General features: G+C 62.3%; 22 protein-coding genes and 1 pseudogene. 16 read left to right on the forward strand and 7 right to left on the reverse strand.

What is annotated here, in order from left to right:
- Window positions 1–119: 119 nt before the first annotated feature.
- The 7 genes from FJ960_RS00670 to FJ960_RS00700 all read left to right on the forward strand — a co-directional run bounded on the left by FJ960_RS00670 (window position 120) and on the right by FJ960_RS00700 (window position 6,552).
- On the forward strand, window positions 120–341 hold the full coding sequence (locus FJ960_RS00670; protein ID WP_015317533.1) for a twin-arginine translocase TatA/TatE family subunit: 222 nt from the start codon (window positions 120–122) through the stop codon (window positions 339–341).
- A 30-nt stretch (window positions 342–371) separates the two neighbouring features.
- Window positions 372–1,148, forward strand: a complete 777-nt coding sequence (gene tatB, locus FJ960_RS00675) for a Sec-independent protein translocase protein TatB (protein WP_140711446.1) — start codon at window positions 372–374, stop codon at window positions 1,146–1,148.
- A complete protein-coding gene (gene tatC / locus FJ960_RS00680) occupies window positions 1,145–2,020 on the forward strand; it encodes a twin-arginine translocase subunit TatC (protein WP_140711447.1) in 876 nt (291 codons plus the stop codon). Before tatB ends, tatC begins: the two co-directional genes overlap by 4 nt.
- Window positions 2,021–2,125: 105 nt before the next feature.
- Window positions 2,126–3,430: a serine--tRNA ligase gene (serS, locus tag FJ960_RS00685; RefSeq protein WP_140508740.1), complete on the forward strand. Its 1,305-nt coding sequence runs from the start codon at window positions 2,126–2,128 to the stop codon at window positions 3,428–3,430.
- Window positions 3,430–4,188 (forward strand): 5'/3'-nucleotidase SurE, encoded by a 759-nt coding sequence (gene surE, locus FJ960_RS00690; protein ID WP_140508741.1) that lies wholly within the window; start codon window positions 3,430–3,432, stop codon window positions 4,186–4,188. The genes serS and surE overlap by 1 nt, the downstream gene beginning before the upstream one ends.
- Window positions 4,185–4,844, forward strand: coding sequence for a protein-L-isoaspartate(D-aspartate) O-methyltransferase (locus tag FJ960_RS00695; protein WP_140711448.1), 660 nt, complete (start codon window positions 4,185–4,187; stop codon window positions 4,842–4,844). The genes surE and FJ960_RS00695 overlap by 4 nt, the downstream gene beginning before the upstream one ends.
- A gap of 166 nt (window positions 4,845–5,010) precedes the next feature.
- Complete coding sequence (locus tag FJ960_RS00700) at window positions 5,011–6,552, forward strand: peptidoglycan DD-metalloendopeptidase family protein (protein ID WP_140711449.1); 1,542 nt, start codon at window positions 5,011–5,013, stop codon at window positions 6,550–6,552.
- 112 nt (window positions 6,553–6,664) lie between these two features.
- Here FJ960_RS00700 and FJ960_RS00705 read toward each other — a convergent pair whose 3' ends face one another.
- Window positions 6,665–7,555, reverse strand: coding sequence for an NAD-dependent epimerase/dehydratase family protein (locus FJ960_RS00705; protein WP_140508747.1), 891 nt, complete (start codon window positions 7,553–7,555; stop codon window positions 6,665–6,667).
- 113 nt (window positions 7,556–7,668) lie between these two features.
- Between FJ960_RS00705 and FJ960_RS00710 the strand changes: the two are divergent.
- Window positions 7,669–8,484 (forward strand): annotated as a pseudogene (locus FJ960_RS00710) (AraC family transcriptional regulator); the annotation flags it as partial.
- A 6-nt stretch (window positions 8,485–8,490) separates the two neighbouring features.
- Here FJ960_RS00710 and FJ960_RS00715 read toward each other — a convergent pair.
- Window positions 8,491–9,366: an ATP-binding protein gene (locus FJ960_RS00715; protein ID WP_140711450.1), complete on the reverse strand. Its 876-nt coding sequence runs from the start codon at window positions 9,364–9,366 to the stop codon at window positions 8,491–8,493.
- Between the two features lie 290 nt (window positions 9,367–9,656).
- Between FJ960_RS00715 and yajC the strand changes: the two genes are divergently transcribed.
- The 6 genes from yajC (at window position 9,657) to FJ960_RS00745 (ending at window position 15,327) form a co-directional block, all read left to right on the forward strand.
- The gene (gene yajC / locus FJ960_RS00720) at window positions 9,657–9,998 is read left to right on the forward strand and encodes a preprotein translocase subunit YajC (RefSeq protein WP_010909882.1); all 342 of its coding nucleotides are present in this window, start codon (window positions 9,657–9,659) and stop codon (window positions 9,996–9,998) included.
- A gap of 51 nt (window positions 9,999–10,049) precedes the next feature.
- Entirely contained in the window at window positions 10,050–12,599 is a 2,550-nt protein-coding gene (secDF, locus tag FJ960_RS00725) for a protein translocase subunit SecDF (protein ID WP_140508752.1), read from the forward strand.
- Between the two features lie 25 nt (window positions 12,600–12,624).
- Window positions 12,625–13,020: an Mth938-like domain-containing protein gene (locus tag FJ960_RS00730; RefSeq protein WP_181166058.1), complete on the forward strand. Its 396-nt coding sequence runs from the start codon at window positions 12,625–12,627 to the stop codon at window positions 13,018–13,020.
- Between the two features lies 1 nt (window position 13,021).
- Window positions 13,022–13,870: a phytoene/squalene synthase family protein gene (locus FJ960_RS00735; protein WP_181166554.1), complete on the forward strand. Its 849-nt coding sequence runs from the start codon at window positions 13,022–13,024 to the stop codon at window positions 13,868–13,870.
- A gap of 72 nt (window positions 13,871–13,942) precedes the next feature.
- Window positions 13,943–14,377: a hypothetical protein gene (locus FJ960_RS00740; RefSeq protein ID WP_140711451.1), complete on the forward strand. Its 435-nt coding sequence runs from the start codon at window positions 13,943–13,945 to the stop codon at window positions 14,375–14,377.
- Complete coding sequence (locus tag FJ960_RS00745; RefSeq protein WP_181174140.1) at window positions 14,377–15,327, forward strand: sterol desaturase family protein; 951 nt, start codon at window positions 14,377–14,379, stop codon at window positions 15,325–15,327. The genes FJ960_RS00740 and FJ960_RS00745 overlap by 1 nt, the downstream gene beginning before the upstream one ends.
- Window positions 15,328–15,337: 10 nt before the next feature.
- On the opposite strand, the gene FJ960_RS00750 is transcribed toward FJ960_RS00745, so the two are convergent.
- From FJ960_RS00750 to FJ960_RS00770, 5 genes are all read right to left on the reverse strand, one after another.
- On the reverse strand, window positions 15,338–15,889 hold the full coding sequence (locus FJ960_RS00750) for a T6SS immunity protein Tdi1 domain-containing protein (RefSeq protein ID WP_140711453.1): 552 nt from the start codon (window positions 15,887–15,889) through the stop codon (window positions 15,338–15,340).
- A complete protein-coding gene (locus FJ960_RS00755) occupies window positions 15,861–16,085 on the reverse strand; it encodes a hypothetical protein (RefSeq protein WP_246672572.1) in 225 nt (74 codons plus the stop codon). Before FJ960_RS00755 ends, FJ960_RS00750 begins: the two co-directional genes overlap by 29 nt.
- 168 nt (window positions 16,086–16,253) lie before the next feature.
- A complete protein-coding gene (gene trmFO, locus FJ960_RS00760; RefSeq protein ID WP_140711454.1) occupies window positions 16,254–17,666 on the reverse strand; it encodes a methylenetetrahydrofolate--tRNA-(uracil(54)-C(5))-methyltransferase (FADH(2)-oxidizing) TrmFO in 1,413 nt (470 codons plus the stop codon).
- Window positions 17,667–18,233: 567 nt separating this feature from the next.
- Window positions 18,234–18,374, reverse strand: a complete 141-nt coding sequence (locus FJ960_RS00765; protein WP_019858543.1) for a DUF1127 domain-containing protein — start codon at window positions 18,372–18,374, stop codon at window positions 18,234–18,236.
- Between the two features lie 49 nt (window positions 18,375–18,423).
- Window positions 18,424–18,564: a DUF1127 domain-containing protein gene (locus FJ960_RS00770; RefSeq protein WP_013531315.1), complete on the reverse strand. Its 141-nt coding sequence runs from the start codon at window positions 18,562–18,564 to the stop codon at window positions 18,424–18,426.
- A gap of 235 nt (window positions 18,565–18,799) precedes the next feature.
- Here FJ960_RS00770 and FJ960_RS00775 point away from each other — a divergent pair, with 235 nt between their 5' ends.
- Together FJ960_RS00775 and FJ960_RS00780 are read left to right on the forward strand one after the other, a co-directional pair.
- Entirely contained in the window at window positions 18,800–19,918 is a 1,119-nt protein-coding gene (locus tag FJ960_RS00775) for a DUF2157 domain-containing protein (RefSeq protein ID WP_140711455.1), read from the forward strand.
- Entirely contained in the window at window positions 19,915–20,499 is a 585-nt protein-coding gene (locus tag FJ960_RS00780; protein ID WP_140711456.1) for a GDYXXLXY domain-containing protein, read from the forward strand. Before FJ960_RS00775 ends, FJ960_RS00780 begins: the two co-directional genes overlap by 4 nt.
- Window positions 20,500–20,523 lie beyond the last annotated feature (24 nt).

Here is a 20,523-nt window from a genome sequence, read left to right on the forward strand (position 1 = left end):
CTTCGCTGAAAATGCGTGACATCCGACACCCTTTCATAAACTCTGTCGCGGTTGTGTTTGAATCCCAACGCGAAAACGCATAGATCATCGCCAGGGAAACTATTCGAGAGAGATTTGCTATGGGTTCATTTTCGATTTGGCACTGGATGATCGTGCTGGTCATCGTGCTTCTGGTGTTCGGCCGCGGCAAGATCCCCGAGCTGATGGGCGACATGGCCAAGGGCATCAAGAGCTTCAAGAAGGGCATGGCCGACGACGACGTCGCCGACGACAAGCGCACCGTCGAACACCGTGCCGATGAGACCGTTTCGGCCGCGAAGGAAAAGGCCAGCAAGAGCTGAGCCAAAGAGTTCTAGTCGGAACAGATTGCCATGTTTGAAGTCGGCTGGACCGAAATGCTGGTGATCGCGATCGTCATGATCGTGGTCGTCGGGCCAAAGGATTTGCCCAACATGCTGCGCACCTTTGGCCGCACGGCGGCGAAGCTGCGCGCCATGGCGGGCGACTTCCAGAAGCAGTTCAACGAGGCGTTGAAGGAAGCCGAGCTCGACGACGTCAAGAAGTCGGTCGACGAGCTCAGGGGCCTGAGCCCGGTTGCCGAGATCAAGAAGCAGCTTAATCCGTTCGAGCAGGCTGCGGCCGATGTGCGCGCCGGCGTCGACGCCGTGATGAAGCCGAAACCAGCGGCCGATCCGTCGGCCCCCGCCGCTTCGACGCTACAGGCGGCCGAGCCGTTGAAGAACGGTGCAACGACCATGCCTGGCGTCAACGGGCCTGAAGCCACGACACCAGCCCCGATTTTGCCGGCGATGACCGATGAATCGGTGGTGGCGGCATCCACGGAATCTGCCGTTGCGCCGAAGGCAGCTAAGAAAACCGCGAAGACGGCACCGGCTGCGAAGGCGCCGTCCAAGGCCTCGACGTCCGCGAAGGCCGTGACGGCAAAAGCCGCACCCGCGCCGACGGCAAAAGCCGTACCCCCGCCCAAGGCGCCGACGAAGGCCACGACAGCGGCAACGCCTGCAGCCGCGGCCGTGACGAAGCCTGCCGCCAAGTCGACCGCCGCCAAGGCTGGGACGAAAGCCGAACCGAAGCCTGCTCCGGCGAAGAAGCAGGCGACCAAAAAGACGGCTGGAGCCGCCAAGTGAGCGTTTCGGACAAGGAAAAGGACGAGATCGAAAAATCGTCGGCGCCGCTGATGGAGCACCTGATCGAGTTGCGCAGGCGGTTGATCTGGTCGCTCGGTGGCTTCTTCGTAGCCTTCCTGGTCTGCTTCTTTTTCGCCAAGAGGCTGTTCAACATTTTGGTCGTCCCCTTCAAATGGGCGACGAAATGGGCGGGGCTCGACCCGCACAAGGTCGAGTTGATCTACACCGCGCCGCAAGAGTTCTTCTTCACCCAGGTCAAGCTCGCCATGTTCGGCGGCATGGTCATCGCCTTTCCGTTGATCGCCACGCAGATCTACAAATTCATCGCGCCCGGCCTCTACAAGAACGAGCGCAATGCCTTCCTGCCGTTCCTGATCGCATCGCCCATCCTGTTCCTGATGGGCGCCTCGCTGGTCTATTTCTTCTTCACGCCGATGGTGATGTGGTTCTTCCTCGCCATGCAGCAGGTCGGCACGGACGACCAGGTACAGATTTCGCTGCTGCCGAAAGTGTCGGAATATCTCAGCCTCATCATGACGCTGATCTTCTCCTTCGGTCTGGTGTTCCAGCTGCCGGTGGTGACCAGCTTGATGACGCGTGTCGGCATGCTGTCGTCCAAAGCGCTGGCGGAAAAGCGCAAATGGGCGATCGTCATCGCCTTCATCGTGGCCGCGGTGCTGACACCTCCAGATCCGATGAGCCAGATCGGTCTGGCCATTCCGACCATCCTTCTCTACGAGGTCTCCATCTGGGCCGCGCGATGGATCGAGCGGGATCAGGAAAAACAGCGGCTTGCCCGCGAGAAGCAGGAAGCCGACGAGACCGTGGCGGACAAGGCGCCGGACGAGCCGCCAGCGCCAGCTGCTTCGTAGGACAACAGGGGCTGCGACAGCAGCGGAAAACAGCAATCAGCCCATCTTGCATCGATCAAGGATGCGGTTTACGCCCCTCAAGCCTAGTTTGAGGACGGATAGACCATGCTTGACATAAAATGGATTCGCGACAACCCGAAGGCCCTTGTCGAGGCGCTGGTCAAGCGCTCGTGGTCGCCCGAGGAGGCGCAGTCCACGGTCGACGAGCTAATCGCCAAGGACGAGGCGCGGCGGGAGCACGTCACTGAACTGCAGACCAAGCAGGAGCGCCGCAACGCCGCCTCGAAGGAGATCGGCAACGCCATGCGTTCGGGCGATGCCGCACTTGCTGAAAAACTCAAGGCCGAAGTCGGCGAGATCAAGACCTTCATCCAGAACGGCGAGGCGCGCGAGCGCGAGCTCGACAAGGCGCTGAACGACGCGCTGGCGGTGCTGCCCAATGTGCCGTTCGACGATGTGCCGGTCGGCAAGGACGAGCATGACAATGTCGTCAGGCATGTCGTTGGCAAGGCGCCGACGCGGCCCAACTGGGTGAAGGAGCATTTCGAGATCGGCGAAGCTCTCGGCATGATGGATTTCGAGCGCGCGGCAAAGCTGTCGGGCTCGCGCTTCACCGTGCTCAAGAGCGGCCTGGCGCGGATGGAACGCGCGATCGGCCAATTCATGCTCGACCTGCACACGACCGAGCACGGCTATGAGGAGATCATCCCGCCGCTGATGGTGAAGGACGACGTTCTGTTCGGCACCAACCAGTTGCCAAAATTCGAGGAGGATCTGTTCTTCACGCCGCACGGGGAGGGCAGGCTTGGCCTGATCCCAACCGCCGAAGTGCCGCTCACCAACCTCGTGCGCGAGGAGATCACCGCGCATGAGAAACTGCCGCTGCGCTACACCGCGCTTACGCCCTGCTTCCGTTCGGAGGCAGGCTCGGCCGGCCGCGACACGCGGGGCATGCTGCGTCAGCATCAGTTCTACAAGGTCGAGCTGGTGTCGATCACCGACCAGGAATCCTCGCTGGCCGAGCACGAGCGGATGACGCAATGCGCCGAGGAGGTCTTGAAGCGGCTCGGCCTGCCGTTCCGCACCATGGTGCTGTGCACCGGCGACATGGGCTTTGGCGCGCGCAAGACCTATGACATCGAGGTCTGGCTGCCCGGCCAGAACGCCTATCGCGAAATCTCGTCCTGTTCGGTCTGCGGCGATTTCCAGGCGCGCCGCATGGACGCCCGCTACAAGGACAAGGACGGCAAGGGCAACCGCTTCGTCCATACGCTCAACGGTTCGGGCACCGCTGTCGGCCGCGCGCTTATTGCTGTCATCGAAAACTACCAGAATGAGGATGGCAGCGTAACCATTCCTGAAGTGCTGCGGCCTTACATGGGCGGTCTGGAAAAGATCGAATCGAAATAATGCGCATTCTTCTGACCAACGACGACGGCATTCATGCCGAGGGCCTGGCATCGCTCGAGCGCGTCGCCCGCACACTGTCCGACGATGTCTGGGTGGTGGCGCCGGAGCAGGACCAGTCGGGTTATGCCCATTCGCTGTCGATCTCGGAGCCGCTGCGGTTGCGAAAAATCGGCGAGAAGCATTTTGCCGTGCGCGGCACGCCGACCGATTGCGTCATCATGGGCGTCAGGAAGATCCTGCCCGATGCCCCCGACCTGATCCTGTCCGGCATCAATTCGGGCGCCAACATCGCCGATGACGTGACCTATTCGGGCACCGTCGCCGGTGCCATGGAAGGCGCGCTGCTCGGCATCAGGTCGATCGCTCTCAGCCAGGGCTACAGCTATGTCGGCGAGGACCGTGTCGTCCCTTACGAGACGACCGAAGCGCTGGCGCCGGCGCTGCTGAAGAAGCTCGTCGCGGCGCCGCTGCCCGACGGCGTCCTGCTCAACGTCAATTTCCCCAACTGCCTTCCCGAGGAGGTGGCCGGCACTGTGGTCACCACGCAGGGCAAGCTGGTGCACAGCCTGTGGGTCGACGAGCGCCGCGACGGCCGTGGCCTGCCTTATTACTGGCTGCGCTTCGGCCGCGAGCCGGTCGAAGGCAAGCAGGGAACCGATCTCTTTGCCCTGCGCAACCGGCTGGTGTCGGTGACGCCGTTGCAGCTTGACCTTACCGCGCATGAGACCCGTGACCAATTGAGCAAGGCGCTTGCATGAACCAAGGCTTTCCAATCGACGATCGCGAAGGATTTGCCGCTTTCTTGCTGCGCCTGCGCGGCAGGGGAACGGTGCCGAAGGCGCTGGTCGCGGCTTTCGAGGCGACACCGCGGCGCGGCTTCCTGGCGGCGCAGTTCCACCCGATCGCCTGGTCGGATCGCATGCTGCCGATCGAATGCGGCGAAGCGATCGAAGGGGCTGACATGCAGGCGGCGGTGATCGCCGCACTCGCCATCGAAGCGGGAAACCGCGTGCTCGAAATCGGCACCGGCTCAGGTTACACGGCGGCTGTCATGTCGCGGCTGGCGGCGCGCGTCGTGACCGTCGATCGCTACAAAACGCTGGTCGAGCAAGCCCGGCAGCGATTCGAGGCGCTCGGCATCGGCAATGCCATCGTGCGCCAGGCCGATGGTTCCAACGGATTGCCCAATGAGGGGCCGTTTGACCGCATGGTGGCCTGGGCGGCGTTCGACAGCCTGCCGCGTTTCCTGCTAGACCAGTTGTCGAGCGGCGGCATCGTCATCGCGCCGATCGGGCCGGAGGAGGGCGAGCAGGTGCTGGCCAAGCTCACCAAGGTCGGCAGCCGTTTCGAACGCGAGGATATCGGCATGGTGCGGCTGCAACCAATTCTGCGCAGCCTGGCAGCGGTTATCTAGTTTCAGGCCGGCTGCCAGATCCCTTTCGGGCCCGGCTATCGGCATCGCTGACCATCCTCAAATGTTTTAAGAAAATTTTCGTCGGATTATAATGGGTTAACCGGCCAGTAACATTAACGCGCTTTAATCCTGTCCAGTTGGTGCAGCGTTTGTGCGGGTTAGTGCGATGCAACTCAGTGTTTTGAAGGCAAATAGTCGCAATCTGGCGCGGGGCTGCGCTGTTCTGATGATTGCGGGCGCGGCGGCCGGGTGCAGTTCCCAGGCTTCGCGGTTCAACAGTGTCGATGACGTCTTCACCTCCTCGACAAACAATCAGCGCGCCATCATCAACAAGCAGGATGCGGTGCAGCCCTATCCGGGCGATGTCTCGGCAGCTCCGCTCGACGGCAGCCATACGCAGTCGGTCAGTCGCTCCAGTCTCGAACCGGTTTCCAGCCGGCCATTGCCGCCGCCGGCTTCCGCGCAGGCGCAGCCGGCTCCAGCGCTCGCGCCCGCCGCCAATCCGGTGCGCGTCGCATCGGCGCCGGCCCTGGTTCGGCCCGCTCCTCATGTCGACAGGACGACGACCGGTGCTGTCGCGCCGGCCGCCAAGCCTTTCAAGAATGCCCAGCCCGACGAGCCGAGGATGGCCCAGGCAGGCACACCGCACGCGACAGAAATCGTCGTCAGGGACGGCGAGACCATTTCCGGCCTGGCTACGCATTACAAGGTGCCGGCCGATCTCATCATGAAGGTGAACGGCCTGAGCCCAACCAAGGGGCTGAAGACCGGCCAGAAGATAGTCATCCCGGCCTATGGCTATTCAAGCAAGGGCGAGCCGAAGGTTGCCGACGCAAAGCCGGCGAAAGACGGCAAGCACGATCTGCCGGCCACCGCGCCGGACAAGGTCGCCGTGCTGCCGCAGCAGCCTAAGCTCAAGGAGGGTAAGTCCGCGGCTCAGGTCGACGCGTCGGCCGCCGCGAGCCAGCCCAAGGAGCCCAAGGAGCCCAAGCCGGCGCAGCTGGCCAAGGGAACCGGCTCCGCGGGCACCTATACGGTCCAGTCGGGAGACACGATGTCCTCGATTGCCAGGAAGACCGGCGTCGGCGTCGTCGCGCTGAAGCAGGCCAATGGCATGAAGGATGGCTTGCTCAAAATCGGCCAGACCCTGAAGGTGCCGGCGGGCGGAACAGCGACATTAGCCAACGCCAAGCCGGCCAAGGTCGATCCGGTGACCACGGCAACCACGCAAGCTCCGGCAAAGACCACGCCGTCGGAAACGCTGGCATCCTACACGCCGCCGAAGAAGGACGCGAAGGTCATCCAGCAGGCCGAGGACGACGACGCGGTGGCGCCGGGTGCCACTGGGATCGGCAAGATGCGCTGGCCGGTTCGCGGCCGGGTGATTTCCGGTTTCGGGTCCGGCAAGGACGGCGTCGACATCGCCGTGCCAGCAGGAACGCCGGTCAAGGCGGCCGAGAACGGCGTCGTCATCTATGCCGGCGACGGGCTGAAGGAATTCGGCAACACGGTGCTGGTGCGTCACGAGAATGGTCTGGTCACCGTCTATGGGCATGCCAGCTCGATCGAGGTGCAGCGCGGCCAGAAGGTCAAGCGCGGCCAGGAAATCGCACTCTCGGGTATGAGCGGCACGACGGATTCGCCGAAGCTGCACTTCGAAGTGCGCAAGAACTCGGCTCCGGTCGATCCGTCAGGCTATCTCGAATAGAATAAAAAAAGCGATTTGCGGGCCGTCTGACCTCCAGTCCGGCCCGCCGGCTCAGGCCCGCCCCGAAAGGAGCGGGCTTTTTCAGTTTTGTCGGATGCCTTCTTCTCAAGGCTCAAAGATGATCGCGTAGCGTGTCGGCGATCATAACCTCAAGGCTGCTGGCCTTGATACCGAGAAGCATCTCGGCGTCGGAAGAATCGACCAGCAAGGGGTTCTCGAAAAGATAGCTCATCTCGATGAGTTCATGCATGCCCGATGCCTCCATCTCGGCAGTGGAATAGGATCGGATTTCTGAAACCTCTCGTCGAAGCATCGCAGCGGTTTTCTGGATGAGCTGCCTGGGTGAGGCGTATTGCGAGGGGACGTGAAACGCGCGCCCCCATTCGCCCGCGTAACGGGAGGCCGCGACAAGCGTCCTGGCGACGTCCTTGGTGAAGGTCCACGCATGCGTCGCATCGAGGTCTCCGATGAAAGCGGTGGGCTTTCCCTCGATGATGGAGGGCAGAGCGACCAGCGAGAAGTAGCTGATGGCGCCATGCCCGAGATAGTCGCTCGACCGCACTTCGATCGCCGGTACGTCGGCACGGACCGCCCGCTGCCACATGATTGTCCTCGCGGTTCCTTTCTTTGAAGTCGGGTCCAGAGGAAGGTCGGAGCGAAGCGGGCTGTCGGCATTTTCCCCATAGCCATACAGGTTTCCCAGCACGATGAGCTTCGCGCCGACCGCTTCCGCCGCGCGCACGGTGCCGTCGATGATGGGGAAAAAATCGGTCGGCCACCTGTGATAGGCGGCCATGGCGCACATGAAGATGGCATCGGCGCCTTGGCAGACACGCGCGAGTTCCGACGCATCGGTGGCGTCGGCCTGTACGACCCGTACATTCCGCAATGCGTTCGAACCGACACTCCGGCTGGTGAGGACGACATCATCTCTTTCCTCGCCAAGAAGGCGAGCGGTTTCGCGACCGACCGGGCCGGCTCCGACAACAACATAGAAACTCATGGCATAACCTCTCGTCCAAGTTTGATGGAGAGGCGTGAGTACAGGTCCAAGGCATTGAAAATCGCGCGGGAACTGCCAAATCTTGAACAGGTTTTGCCATGAATCGAGAGAGCATGCGTTCGCAATACGCTCCGGCCCAAGTCGCGTCCGACGTAACAATAGCCTCCCGGCATATCGAAGCCGGCGTCCACTGCCTGTCCCGGGCGCCACACCATCGCATCATGGTGCATGCCAGCGCTGCGACGCGCTCCTACTGCAATCAGGTCGGACGATATTTCGTCAGGCGCGCCGGCGATATTGATCTGGTGCCGGCCGGTCAGGAGGGCGGCTTCGAGGCCGAAACCTCGTTCGACACGATCGAGATCGCGTTGCAGCCAGCCTTGATGGAAAGGGTGGCGGCGGAGCTTGGCGGCAAGGCGCAAGCATTGCGGCTCGACACGCGTCACTTGCTTCGTGACCAGCGCATCGAACATCTCGCTCGAGCGCTCGAGAGTGAGCTGAACGCAAATTCGCCGAGCGATCCTTTGTTTGCCGACAGTATTGGCGCCGCACTGGCGGTGAGGCTGCTTGGTCTTGGTGAACCTGATATCGATCGAACGAACCGATTGTCGAATGCCCAGCTCCAGCGCGTGCTGGAACACATCGAGGCGGCTCTCCACGAGCCGCTTTCGATCCATCAACTAAGCCGTGTTGCCGGCGCGAGCAGCTCGCATTTGCGGATATGGTTCAAGGTGGCGACGGGCGTCACCCTGCACCGCTATGTGTTGCGACGTCGCGTCGAACGCGCACGTGTTCTGCTGCAGCGAGGCGATCTCAGCACAAGCGAAGTGGCTGAAATGACGGGCTTCGCGCACCAGTCACATCTGGCGCACTGGATGCGCCGCGAGATCGGCCAAACGCCGCGCGACCTGCGACGGGCGCAGCCGCCCAACGCCTCAATCCTTCAATGGCTTGCCAAGCCGGCCGGCCAGGTCCTGCGTGAACTGCCAGGCGACGCGGCCGGAGCGGCTGCCGCGCGTCGTTGCCCATTCCAGCGCCTCTGCCCGTAGCTGCTCGGGGTCGATGTCGAGGCCGTGGTGGCTGGCATAGCCATTGATCATGTCGAGATATTCGTCCTGCGAACATTTGTGGAAGCCGAGCCACAGGCCGAAACGATCGGACAGCGAGACCTTTTCCTCGACCGCTTCGGACGGGTTGATGGCGGTCGAGCGCTCATTGTCGATCATGTCGCGCGGCAACAGGTGGCGGCGGTTCGAGGTGGCGTAGAAGATGACGTTGGCCGGGCGGCCCTCGACGCCGCCTTCGAGCGCTGCCTTCAGCGACTTGTAGGACGTGTCGTCATGATCGAAGGAGAGGTCGTCGCAAAACAGGATGACACGGAAGGGAGCCGTCTTCAGCAGGCTCATCAGCTTGGGCAGCGTATCGATATCCTCGCGGTGGATTTCGATCAGCTTCAGCGGCAGGCCGGAGTGGGCCTTGGCATTGATTTGCGCATGCACGGCCTTGACCAGCGACGATTTGCCCATGCCGCGCGCGCCCCACAACAGGACGTTGTTGGCAGCGAAGCCTGCGGCGAAGCGCTCGGTATTGTCGACGAGGATGTCGCGGACGCGGTCGACGCCGCGGATCAGGCCAATGTCGACGCGGTTTACCTTGCCCACCGGCTCCAGATAACCGGGATCGGCCTGCCAGACGAAGCAATCGGCTACGTTGAGGTCGGTTTCAGGCACCGGCGGCGGAGCGAGGCGGCTGACGGCCTCGATCAGGCGGTCCAGTTTCTGGTTCAGGGCGTCGATGCTGGTATCGGTCATATCAGGTCTTTTTGCTTTGGTTCTTGCGATGGCAGGCGGACCCGGTTCGATTCCGGCGGTTTCGAAACCGGTTGCAACCATTTGTTCGAACGTGATCTTTTCCGAAAACCGGGTGTCGGTTTTCGTGATCCTGCTCTAACACGGCTAAACAGGCCGGAAAAGCAGCGGATTTGGCCGGCCGCGCAGTTGCATTGGCAACTTTACCGACTATATTCCGGCCAAATTTCGCGGGGCCGCCAAATCTCGCTTAACTGTTTGGCGGCTGCTTTTCAAAATTCAGGAGTACCTCGATGTTCGTGACACCGGCATACGCCCAAGGCATCGGCGGCGCCTCTCCCGATATGTTCATCAGCATTTTGCCGTTTGTCCTGATTTTCGTGATCATGTATTTTCTGATTATCCGCCCGCAGCGCACGCAGCTGAAGAAGCGCGGCGAGATGCTGGCGGCGGTTCGTCGCGGCGACACCGTCGTCACCGGCGGCGGTTTCGTCGGCAAGGTGACGAAGGTGATCGACGACAACGAGCTCGAGATCGATCTTGGCGGCGGCACCAAGGTGACGGCGCTGCGCTCGACGATCGCCGACGTGCGCGTCAAGGGCGAACCGGTCGCTAACCAGAACGCCAAGAAATAACCAAATTCCAGGCGGAGCGATCCGCGGACACGCTCTGACGGACGACGCCATATGCTTTATTTTTCGCGCTTCAAGATGATCCTGATCTGGCTGGCCGTGGCCGCCACAGTGATCCTCGCCGCGCCCAATCTGTTCCCCGCCAGCACGCTGGCCCAGCTCCCCAGTTGGGTGCCGAAGCGGCAGATGACGCTCGGCCTCGATCTGCAGGGCGGTTCGCACATCCTGCTGGAGATGAATCAGAACGATCTGATCAAGGATCGGCTCGAGACGACGCGCGATGAAATCCGTACACTGCTGCGCGATGCCAAGATCGGCTATACCGGCTTGGGCGGCACGGGACGCACCTTGCAGGTCCGCATCACCGATCCTGCTCAGCTCGAAGCCGCCAAGAAAGCGTTGAAGACCCTGACCGATCCTGTGGCTGCCGGCCTGTTCACCGGCGGTTCCATCCAGGAAATGTCGCTCGACGATTCCGAGCCGGGCCTGCTCAAGTTCACCGTCACCGATGCCGGCATTAAATACCGCACTTCGACCGCATTGGCGCAGTCGATCGAAGTGGTCGAGCGCCGCGTCAACGAACTCGGCACGACCGAGCCTATCGTGCAGCGGCAAGGCGACGACCGCATCCTCGTCCAGGTGCCTGGCTTGCAGGATCCGCAGCGGCTGAAGGAAATCCTCGGCCAGACCGCGAAGCTGACCTTCCAGATGGTCGACCAGTCGATGCCGGTGCAGGACGCGCTCAAGGGGCGCCCGCCGGCCGGCTCTTCGGTGCTCTATTCGCAGGACGATCCGCCGGTTCCCTACCTGATCGAGAACCGCGTCATCGTATCGGGTGAAAACCTCGTCGACGCACAGGCGACATACAATTCGCAGAACAACGAGCCGGTGGTTTCGTTCCGCTTCGATTCGAAGGGCGCCGCACGCTTCGGCCAGGCCACCGCGCAGAACGTCGGCAAGCTGTTTGCCATCATCCTCGACAACCAGGTGATCTCGGCGCCCCAGATCCGCGAGCCGATCCTCGGCGGCACGGGTCAGATCTCCGGCAATTTCACCGCCCAGAGCGCCAATGATCTGGCCGTGCTTTTGCGCGCCGGTGCGCTGCCGGCGACGCTGACCGTCATCGAGGAACGCACCGTGGGTCCGGGCCTTGGCCAGGATTCGATCCATGCAGGCAAGGTCGCCGGCATCATCGGTTCGATCCTCGTCGTGGCGTTCATGTTCGTCGCCTACGGTTTCCTCGGCTTCCTCGCCAACATCGCCCTGGCGGTGCACGTGGCGATGATCGTCGGGCTGCTGTCGCTGCTTGGCGCGACACTGACCTTGCCGGGTATTGCCGGTATCGTGCTGACCATCGGTATGGCGGTCGATTCCAACGTGCTGATCTACGAGCGTATCCGCGAGGAGCGACGCGCCGGTCGCTCGGTAATCCAGGCGATCGACACCGGCTTCTCGAAGGCGCTGGCGACCATCGTCGATTCCAACGTCACGTCGCTGATTGCGACCGTGGTGCTGTTCTATCTCGGAACCGGACCGGTGAAGGGCTTTGCCATCACCTATGCCATCGGCATCCTGACCACGGTCTTCACCGCTTTCACCTTCACCCGCCTGCTGGTCTCGATCTGGCTGCGGCGTGCCCGTCCGAAGGAATTGCCGAAAGCACCGGTGACCTTCGTTCCACCGGGCACGAAAATTCCGTTCATGGGTATCCGCCGGTGGACGTTCGGGCTGTCGAGCACATTGTCGATACTGTCCGTGGTGCTGTTCATGAGTGTCGGCATCAATTACGGCATCGATTTCAAGGGCGGCTCGCTGATCGAGGTACAATCCAAGTCGGGCACTGCCGATCTCGCCGACATCCGCGGCAGATTGACGGAACTGAACATCGGCGAAGTGCAGGTGCAGCAGTTCGGTGCGCCCAACGACGTGTTGATCCGCGTCGGCACGCAAGACGCGGGTGAAAATGCCGAGCAGACCGTGATCGACAAGGTGCGCGGCGAGTTGCAGGACCAGTATAATTTCCGCCGCGTCGAAGTGGTTGGCCCGACGGTTTCGGGCGAACTGGCCAAGCAAGGAACGATAGCCATGATCGTCGCGCTGGTCGGCATCCTGGTCTATGTCTGGTTCCGTTTCGAATGGCAGTTCGCGGTCGGCGCCATTGTCGCGACGGTGCACGATGTGGTCATGACGCTCGGGTTCTTCGTCATCAGCGGGCTCGAATTCAACCAGTCGTCCCTTGCGGCGATCCTGACCATCATCGGGTATTCGCTGAACGACACGATCGTCGTCTATGACCGCGTCCGCGAGGATCTGCGAAAATATAAGCGAATGCCATTGCCGCAACTGTTGAACAACGCCATCAACGAGACGTTGTCGAGAACGACGCTGACGTCCGTGACGACCAGCTTGGCGCTGCTGGCGCTGGTGCTGTTCGGCGGCGAAGTGATCCGCTCCTTCACGCTGGCGATGCTGTTCGGCGTCGTGTTCGGCACGTATTCGTCGATCTTCATCGCGGCGCCGCTGCTGATCCTGTTCAAGCTGCGGCCGCAGGCTTCAGCCGATGAGGAAAAGCCGGTCAACGGTGGCAAGGCGGTCGCGACCTGACGCGCGGGCCCGAAGGGGTGACAGAGTGGTGACCGGCAAAGGCATCGTCATCCGCGAGGCGCATTTCCCTGGCCGCGCCCCGATCGAGGCTTATGGGAATGGCGGCTTCCGCTTTGCCGACATGTCGCATCGCGGCTCGCTCATGTGCCTGCCGTCCGGCATCCACGGCTGGGAGCCGGCAAACCCCCTGGCGCTGACGGTTGCGGATTTCGACCGGCTTCTGGCCGAGGCCGGCAAGGTCGAGATCCTGCTGGTGGGCATGGGCAGGGATCTGCGGCCGTTGCCGGCGGCACTGCGGGGGGCATTGAAGGATGCAGGCATAGCCTTCGACCCGATGTCGACCGGGGCAGCAGTACGGACCTACAACGTCCTTCTGGCGGAAAACCGCGCCGTGGCTGCCGCGCTCATCGCCGTCGACTGATATGTCGCAGAATGCCAAAATCGTCATGGAGGCGGTGCGCGCCGCCGACCATGACCGGTATCTCACCGGCCTCTACGCGCCTGCCGACAAGCGCGACGCGCTGTTTTCGCTTTACGCTTTCAATGCCGAGATCGCCGGCATCCGTGACCGCATCCATGAGGCGTTGCCCGGCGAGGTGCGGCTGCAATGGTGGCGCGATGTCATTGACGCCGGCGGCGAGGCGGGCGCTGGTCATCCGGTTGCCGAAGCCTTGAACGCCACCATTGCAGCATTCAAGCTGCCGAAACTGGCCTTCGAGAACATGCTTGAGGCACGTATCTTCGATCTCTATGATGACCCGATGCCATCGCGCACCGATCTGGAGGGCTATTGCGGCGAGACGGCGGCCGCGCTCATTCAACTCGCGGCGATGGTGCTCGATTCCGCCGAGGCGCCAGGATTTGCCGAACTGGCGGGCAGGGCGGGCTGCGCCCAGACAATGACGGGGCTGTTGCTTCTGCTGCCGCTGCACCGCAGGCGCGGGCAGTGTTTTATCCCGGCTGACATCCTGGCGGCGGCGGGCTCGTCGCCGGAAGAATTTGTTGCCGGTGACGGCGGGTCTGGCGCCCAGCGTGCGGTGGCCGCGATGATCGCGCTGGCGCGCGAACATCTTTCGGCCTTCGAGCGGGGTGCCGCCGCGCTGCCGGGGTCATTGCGTCCGGCATTCCTGCCGCTGGCGCTGTCACGCGCTTATCTCGACAAGATGGAAGGCCCGCGCCACGCACCGCTCGGCGGCGTGGCACGGCTGTCGGCATTGCGCCGGCATTGGTTGCTGCTGCGTCGTGCAGGCAAGGGCTGGCCGACACTTTGACGTAAATCGTGTTAAGGAGTCGGCCTGCCGAGAACTGTTGCCGAAGACGACAGGCTGGCCAGGAGGAAATCCATGAGCTTGCCCGTGCTGGTCGCGATCGTCGTGCTGGGCATTGCGCTGTCGGTTGCCGCCGTGCATTTCACCGGCGGCAGCAAGGAAGCAACGCTGGCTGGCGCGGACCAGGTGTTGGGCCGTTTCGCGGAAGATTTTCCGGACGAGATGGCCGTCACAGTCTGCCTAACGACAGATGCCAAGACGGCGTTTCTGGATATCGGGCGAGGGCGCATCGGTATCGTTCATGGCATCGGCGACTGTTTCTTGACGCGTATCGTCACTGCTGCGGACGCCGCGGTGTCCGAACCTGACGAGACGAACACAATTCTGATGCGGCTGACGGACTTCACCTGGAAGGGCGGCCGCTTCCGCTTCGCCAATACCGCCGACGCGCGGGCCTTGCTGAAGGCCCTTGAGCCGCGAGACACGAGTTCCGCCAGGGAGGCCGCGTGATCGACAGCTACGATTTTCCGCAGGTCACCCAACTCGCTATCCCGTTTTTCGTCGCCGCGATCCTGATCGAGCTATGGCTGGTGCGCACAGGTCGCGCGAAGGGCTCGTTCGAGACGCGCGACACGTTGACCAGCCTGATGATGGGCACCGGCAATGTCGTTGTCGGGCTGCTGCTTGGCGTCGTCTCCTTCTGGGCGCTGCTCTGGCTCTGGCAGTTCCGTATCTTCAATCTCGGCCTATCGGTCTGGGTATTCTTGGCCTCCTTCCTGCTCGATGACCTGCGCTACTACGTCTATCACCGTATTGCGCACCGGGTGCGCTGGGTGTGGGCGGAGCACGTCAATCACCATTCCAGCCAGCACTACAATTTGTCGACGGCGCTCAGGCAGAGTTGGACCGGACTGTTCACCTTCATGTTCGTGCTGCAGGCGCCGCTGGTGCTGCTCGGCTTTCACCCGGCGGTGATTGCCTTCACCTTCGGCTTCAACCTGGTCTGGCAGTTCTGGATCCACACCGAGACGATCGACAAGATGTGGGGCTGGTTTGAATTCGTCTTCAACACGCCCTCGCACCACCGCGTCCATCACGCCACCAATCCGCGCTATCTCGACGCCAACTATGCCGGCACGCTGATCATCTGGGACCGCATGTTCGGCACCTTCGTCGAAGAGCTGGAGGAGGACCGGCCGCGCTACGGCATCGTCAGGAATCTCGGCACCTTCAATCCGCTGAAAGTGGCGTTCCACGAGTGGATCGGCATGTTCAGGGATGCGTTTGCACCGGGGCTTGCACTCAGCGATCGCCTGAACTACCTGATCAAGCCGCCCGGCTGGAGCCATGACGGCTCCCGTGAAACTTCGGAAAGCCTGAAGGCCGCCTATGTCAGGCGGAATCCCAGCGAAGGGGGGAAGCCGGGATTGCCGAGGGTAGGTGCCGACCCGGCCGAGTAGCGTTACGCGCCTAATCGATCACCTTGAGCCGTACCCTTGAGCCGTCGGACAATTCGCTCAGCCGGCGATGAATATCGGCCATCCCTACGAACTGCTCACTCACGGGGACCACAAACATGTTTTCGACATCGAATTTGCCCTCGGCAAAGGCGGGCAAGATGGTGAAGCCGTAGCATTCTCCCACCTTCGGCTTCTTGCCTGCGGCGTGAAGGCGTTCGACAAGCGGCGGAAGGAACCACTCATTAACCAGATCAGGAGCAGTCCTGATCATCTCCTCAAAGTCCGTCCTGCTGTGAGCTACCTGCTCGGCCAAGCCCGTTCCCGTGTCCAGGCAATGAACCGCGTTGTTCGGTCGCTCGACAAACATGCCTCCCACCATTGAGCAGACAAGCGGGGCCCACGGCTCTGGCAAAAGCCATGACCACGCTCTCGCTGCCGCCTGCGCGATATCCGGTTCAAGTTGGAAAGCGATCTCCCGCCACCTGATGCCCATTGGAGCCTCCGCCATGAAGTAGAGCCAGTGTGGTTTTTCGCTAAGAACGACGACGAGATGCTGGATCATTGTCTTGTGCCAGCTGCGAAATCCGGCTCTTTACCCGGTCGATTGCTTCGTCGAGCGGAACGGCAGGCCTCGTGTCCCCCATCGACGCCCTCACCAGTGCCCGGATCGATGCCATCAGCTTTGCATGCTCTTCCTCTTCGCGCTGGAAGGCGCGGAGCGCCGCGCGCATTTTCGTACAACCAACCTTCGCCGCCATGGGGTTGGCCGATCAGCGCCTCGAGCGCCGGTATGTGAACCGCGCGTAGCTTTTGCAGGTTGTTGCATCTGATGTAGATGCTCCAGATAACCTCATAGTCGCCGGTGAAAGCTTCATCGCTTGTCGGCAAACCGGCGGCAAGACTTGGGGCAGCCTGTCAGCCATAAATTATTCTGCTGCTTCGGCCGTTTGTGCCGGCAAACCCAGCCATTGCCGGCAATCGGCCCGCGCACGCGACGTGATGGCATGCCTCTTGGCTACGGTCTTGTCCTTGCCGCGTAGGCGCTTGCCTTCGACTTTCTGCGCTTCAACTGGCGGGAACAGGCCGAAATTGACGTTCATCGGCTGGAACGAGCGTTTGCCGGGCTCGTCGTCGGAGACGATATGGCCGCCGGTGATGTGGTTGAGCAGCGCACCGAAGGCGGTGGTGAGCGGCGGCAGCGATGACGCATGGCCAAGTCGCTCGGCGGCGGCGAAGCGTCCGGCGAGCAGGCCGATCGCGGCGCTCTCGACATAACCTTCGCAGCCGGTGATCTGGCCGGCAAAGCGCAGGCCGGGACGCGATTTCAGCTGCAGCGAGCCGTCGAGCAAGATCGGAGAATTGATGTAGGTGTTGCGGTGCAGGCCGCCCAGGCGGGCGAAGTCGGCGTTTTCCAGGCCCGGAATGGTGCGGAACACGCGCACCTGCTCGGCGTGCTTCAATTTGGTCTGGAAACCGACCATGTTGTAGAGCGTGCCCAGCGCGTTGTCCTGGCGCAGCTGGACGACCGCATAGGCCTTCACCGTCGGGTTGTGCGCGTTGGTCAGGCCCATCGGCTTCATCGGTCCGTAGCGCAGCGTCTCCACGCCGCGTTCGGCCATGATCTCGATCGGCAGGCAACCGTCGAAATAGGGCGTGCCTTCCCATTGCTTGAATTCGGTCTTCTGGCCGTCGACCAGCGCCTGGACGAAGGCGAGATACTGCTCCTTGTCCATCGGACAGTTGATGTAGTCCTTGCCGGTGCCGCCCGGGCCGACCTTGTCGTAGCGCGACTGGAACCAGCAGGTATCCATGTCGATCGTGTCGAAATGGACGATCGGCGCGATGGCGTCGAAGAAGGCGAGCGCATCGGCGCCGGTCGCCTCCGCGATCGACTGGGCCAGCGATGGGGCGGTGAGCGGTCCCGTGGCGATGATCGCCTGGTCCCAGTCCGCCGGCGGCAGGCCGGGAACTTCCTCGCGCTGGATGGTGATTAGCGGGTGCGCCTCGAGTTTTTTCGTCACGGCCTCGGAGAAGCCGTCGCGATCGACGGCCAGTGCGCCGCCGGCCGGCACCTGGTTGGCGTCGCCGGCGCTCATGATCAGCGAGCCGGCCAGTCGCATCTCGGCGTGCAGCAGGCCGACCGCGTTGTTCTCGGCGTCGTCGGAGCGGAAGGAATTGGAACAGACGAGTTCGGCCAGGCCATCGGTCTTGTGCGCGTCCGTGCCGCGAACCGGGCGCATCTCATGCAGCACGACGGGAACACCGGCCTGCGCGGCCTGCCATGCGGCTTCGGAACCGGCGAGACCGCCGCCGATTATGTGTATGGGATTTTTGCTCATGAGCGCCGGAATAATCGCTTGGGGCGGCGATTGCAATTGCCGTGCTTGGTGCGGGCAAACCGCAGATGGTGAACCGGGCGCCGAAAACAACAACACCCGCCGGGGGAGGAGGTCCGGCGGGTGTCGTTTTGGGGGTCGATCCTCGGGAGGAGGTGAAGATCGACCGTATTCGTCATCGCCGGGGAGGAGGTCGGCTCTGACGAAATCTCTTTCGCGTTTTGAAAAGGGGCGAAACCCTTTGGAGCAGAATTCATTTTGCCCCGGGGAAACAACGCCCGCCGCGGGAGGAGGTGCGGCGGGCGCCGTTTGGTTGGCCAACCCTCGGGAGGAGGTGAAGGTTGGACCTATTCGTCATTGCCGGGGAGGAGGTCGGCTTTGACGAAATCTCTTTTGCCATCTTTTAAAAGGGGCAAAACCCTTTGGAGCAAAATTCATTTGCCCCGGGAACAGCGCCCGCCGCGGGAGGAGGTGCGGCGGGCGCCGTTTTGGTGGTCAACCCTCGGGAGGAGGATAAGGGCTGACCGTTCGCTGAAGGTCGGGGAGGAGGTCGACCCCAGCGAAATTCCGTTAGATCGCCCGGCGGGCGATGATCTTGATTTCGTCGCGGACGATACCGAGATCATGCAGCTGGCGGTTCGAAAGGCGACCCAGCTCGGTAACCGTCTCGCGATATACGCGCCAGTTACGATAGTTGCGGATCAGGTTCATTGTCGTTCTCTTTTCAGAAACTTGTTCGGACCATTCGCGGTCCGAAGAATTAGACCGCCTTGCGAGCGACGTAAGGAATGTCGCTGCGGCTGATGCCGAGGTCGGTCAGTTCGCGGTTGCTCAGGCGGCTCAGCTCGGACACGGTGTCCCTGTAGCGGCGCCAGTTGCGATAGTTGCGGATCAGGTTCATGGTAGTTCTCGTTTCGTCTTTCTTGCGGATCATTCCGTTTGTGTACGAACCATAAATAGGCGGGCTCATATCGATTTAAAAGCGCTATGGCTGCATGGCAGCAATGCAAATTGTGCAATGCAACATTAATGCGCCTTCACGGACCTGACACAAAGAAGCCAGAATCGGAAAGTGCCGTGACGTCAACGGTTTGGCTGGTTCGGCTAAAAAAACGATCTAGCGGGGGATGCAGGACATGGCGGGCTATTCGACACGGGTCAGATCCGACATTGCCCGGTGGCTCCAGGCAGGCCTGATCGACGCCGCGACGGCCGACGCCCTGACGCGTGACGTCGAGGCGAATACGCGCAAGTCGCTGAGCTTCGGTTCGATCCTGGCCATGATGGCGGCCCTGCTGTTCGGCGCGGCCATCCTGATCTTCGTCGCTGCCAACTGGGATGCCATTCCGCGGCTGGCGCGGGTCGCGGCGCTGTTTGCCATCATCCTTGGCGGCTATGTCGGCGGCGCGGTGCTGAAGACGCGCGACCACGCGGCGATCGCCGAAGCCCTGTGGATCGTGGCGGCGGCTGCCTTTGGCGGTTCGATCGCGCTGATCGGCCAGATGTACCATCTGTCCGGCGACGAGGCTTCCGCGCTGGTCACCTGGGGCGCCGGAACGGCGCTGGCGGCGGTCGCGCTGCGGTCGAACCCGCTGACCGTCGCTTCGGTCGGCATCGCCGACGCCTGGCTATTCCTGAAGGGGTTCGATTATTACAGCCGCAGTGAGTTTCCGCATGCCTTCGTCGTCATGGCCATCGTGCTGTTTGCCGTCTCGTTCTGGACCCGCAGCCAGGCCGCGCGGCACCTGATCATCCTGTCGCTGCTCTTCTATCTCGTATTGCTGGCGATGGACCACGCGACGCTGCCGGTGGCGATCCCTCTGGTCATCGTCTCCGCCGTGCTCTTCGCGGCTTCTGTCTTCGCACCGGAACCGGTCGACAGGATCGTGCAGCTCGGCGGCCTCTTGCCCCTGCATGCGCTACTCGGCTTTCTTACCGGACTGGCCATCATCCAGTTCGAACTGGCCGACGAAAGCACTTACAACAGCGGTTTCGCCATTACCTCGGTCGTCGCGCTGGCCGGCATCGTCGCCGCCATCGTGCTGGCGGGACGGGAGAGCCGTGGCCTGCGCTGGCTTGCCTATCTCGGCTTCGCCTTCGAACTCGCCATGATCTATGTCGTGACCTTGCAGTCGATGCTCGACACGGCCGGCTTCTTCCTTGCCGCCGCGGTGCTGCTCGGCATCCTGGCGATCATCATCATCCGCGTCGAAAAACGCATGAAGGGTCCGGCAACGGGGGGAGCCACCGCATGATGACCGGAAAGAGGCCTGTTATCTCGGCGCTGGTGCTGGCGCTCGTCCAGATCGGGTTCCTGAGCTGGATCATCGCCGGCCGGGCGGCGATCCTGCGCAACGGCAAGGAAGTGCTGCTGAAGATCGAACCCGTCGATCCGCGCGATCTGCTGCGCGGCGACTACATCATCCTCGGCTACGCGATTTCGCGCATTCCGGTGAAAATGATCGCCAACATTCCCGCCGGCAAATTCTCCAGCGACGATACGTCGATCGTGGTCCGCCTGAAAAAGGGTGCTGACGGCTATTGGACGCCGACCACCGCCTGGCTCGGCAAGGCGCCGGCGCCAGCCGCTGCCGACGAGGCTGATATTGCAGGCCATGTCGCCGAAGGCTGGGATCTGCGCAGCGAGGGCATGACGATCGCGCCGGATTACGGCATCGAACGGTTCTACCTGCCCGAAGGCGAGGGGCTGGCGATTCAGGGCGACATGCGGGTACGGCCATTCGGGATCAAGCTGGCGCTCGCCGCCGATGGCACGGCGCAGATCAAGGCGCTGGTGGATGGCGACAAGACGCTGTTCGAGGAGCCGCTTTATTGATGTCCATCGCGCCCATAATGTGAT

Source organism: Mesorhizobium sp. B2-3-11 (assembly GCF_006442215.1).
Lineage (GTDB): Bacteria > Pseudomonadota > Alphaproteobacteria > Rhizobiales > Rhizobiaceae > Mesorhizobium > Mesorhizobium salmacidum.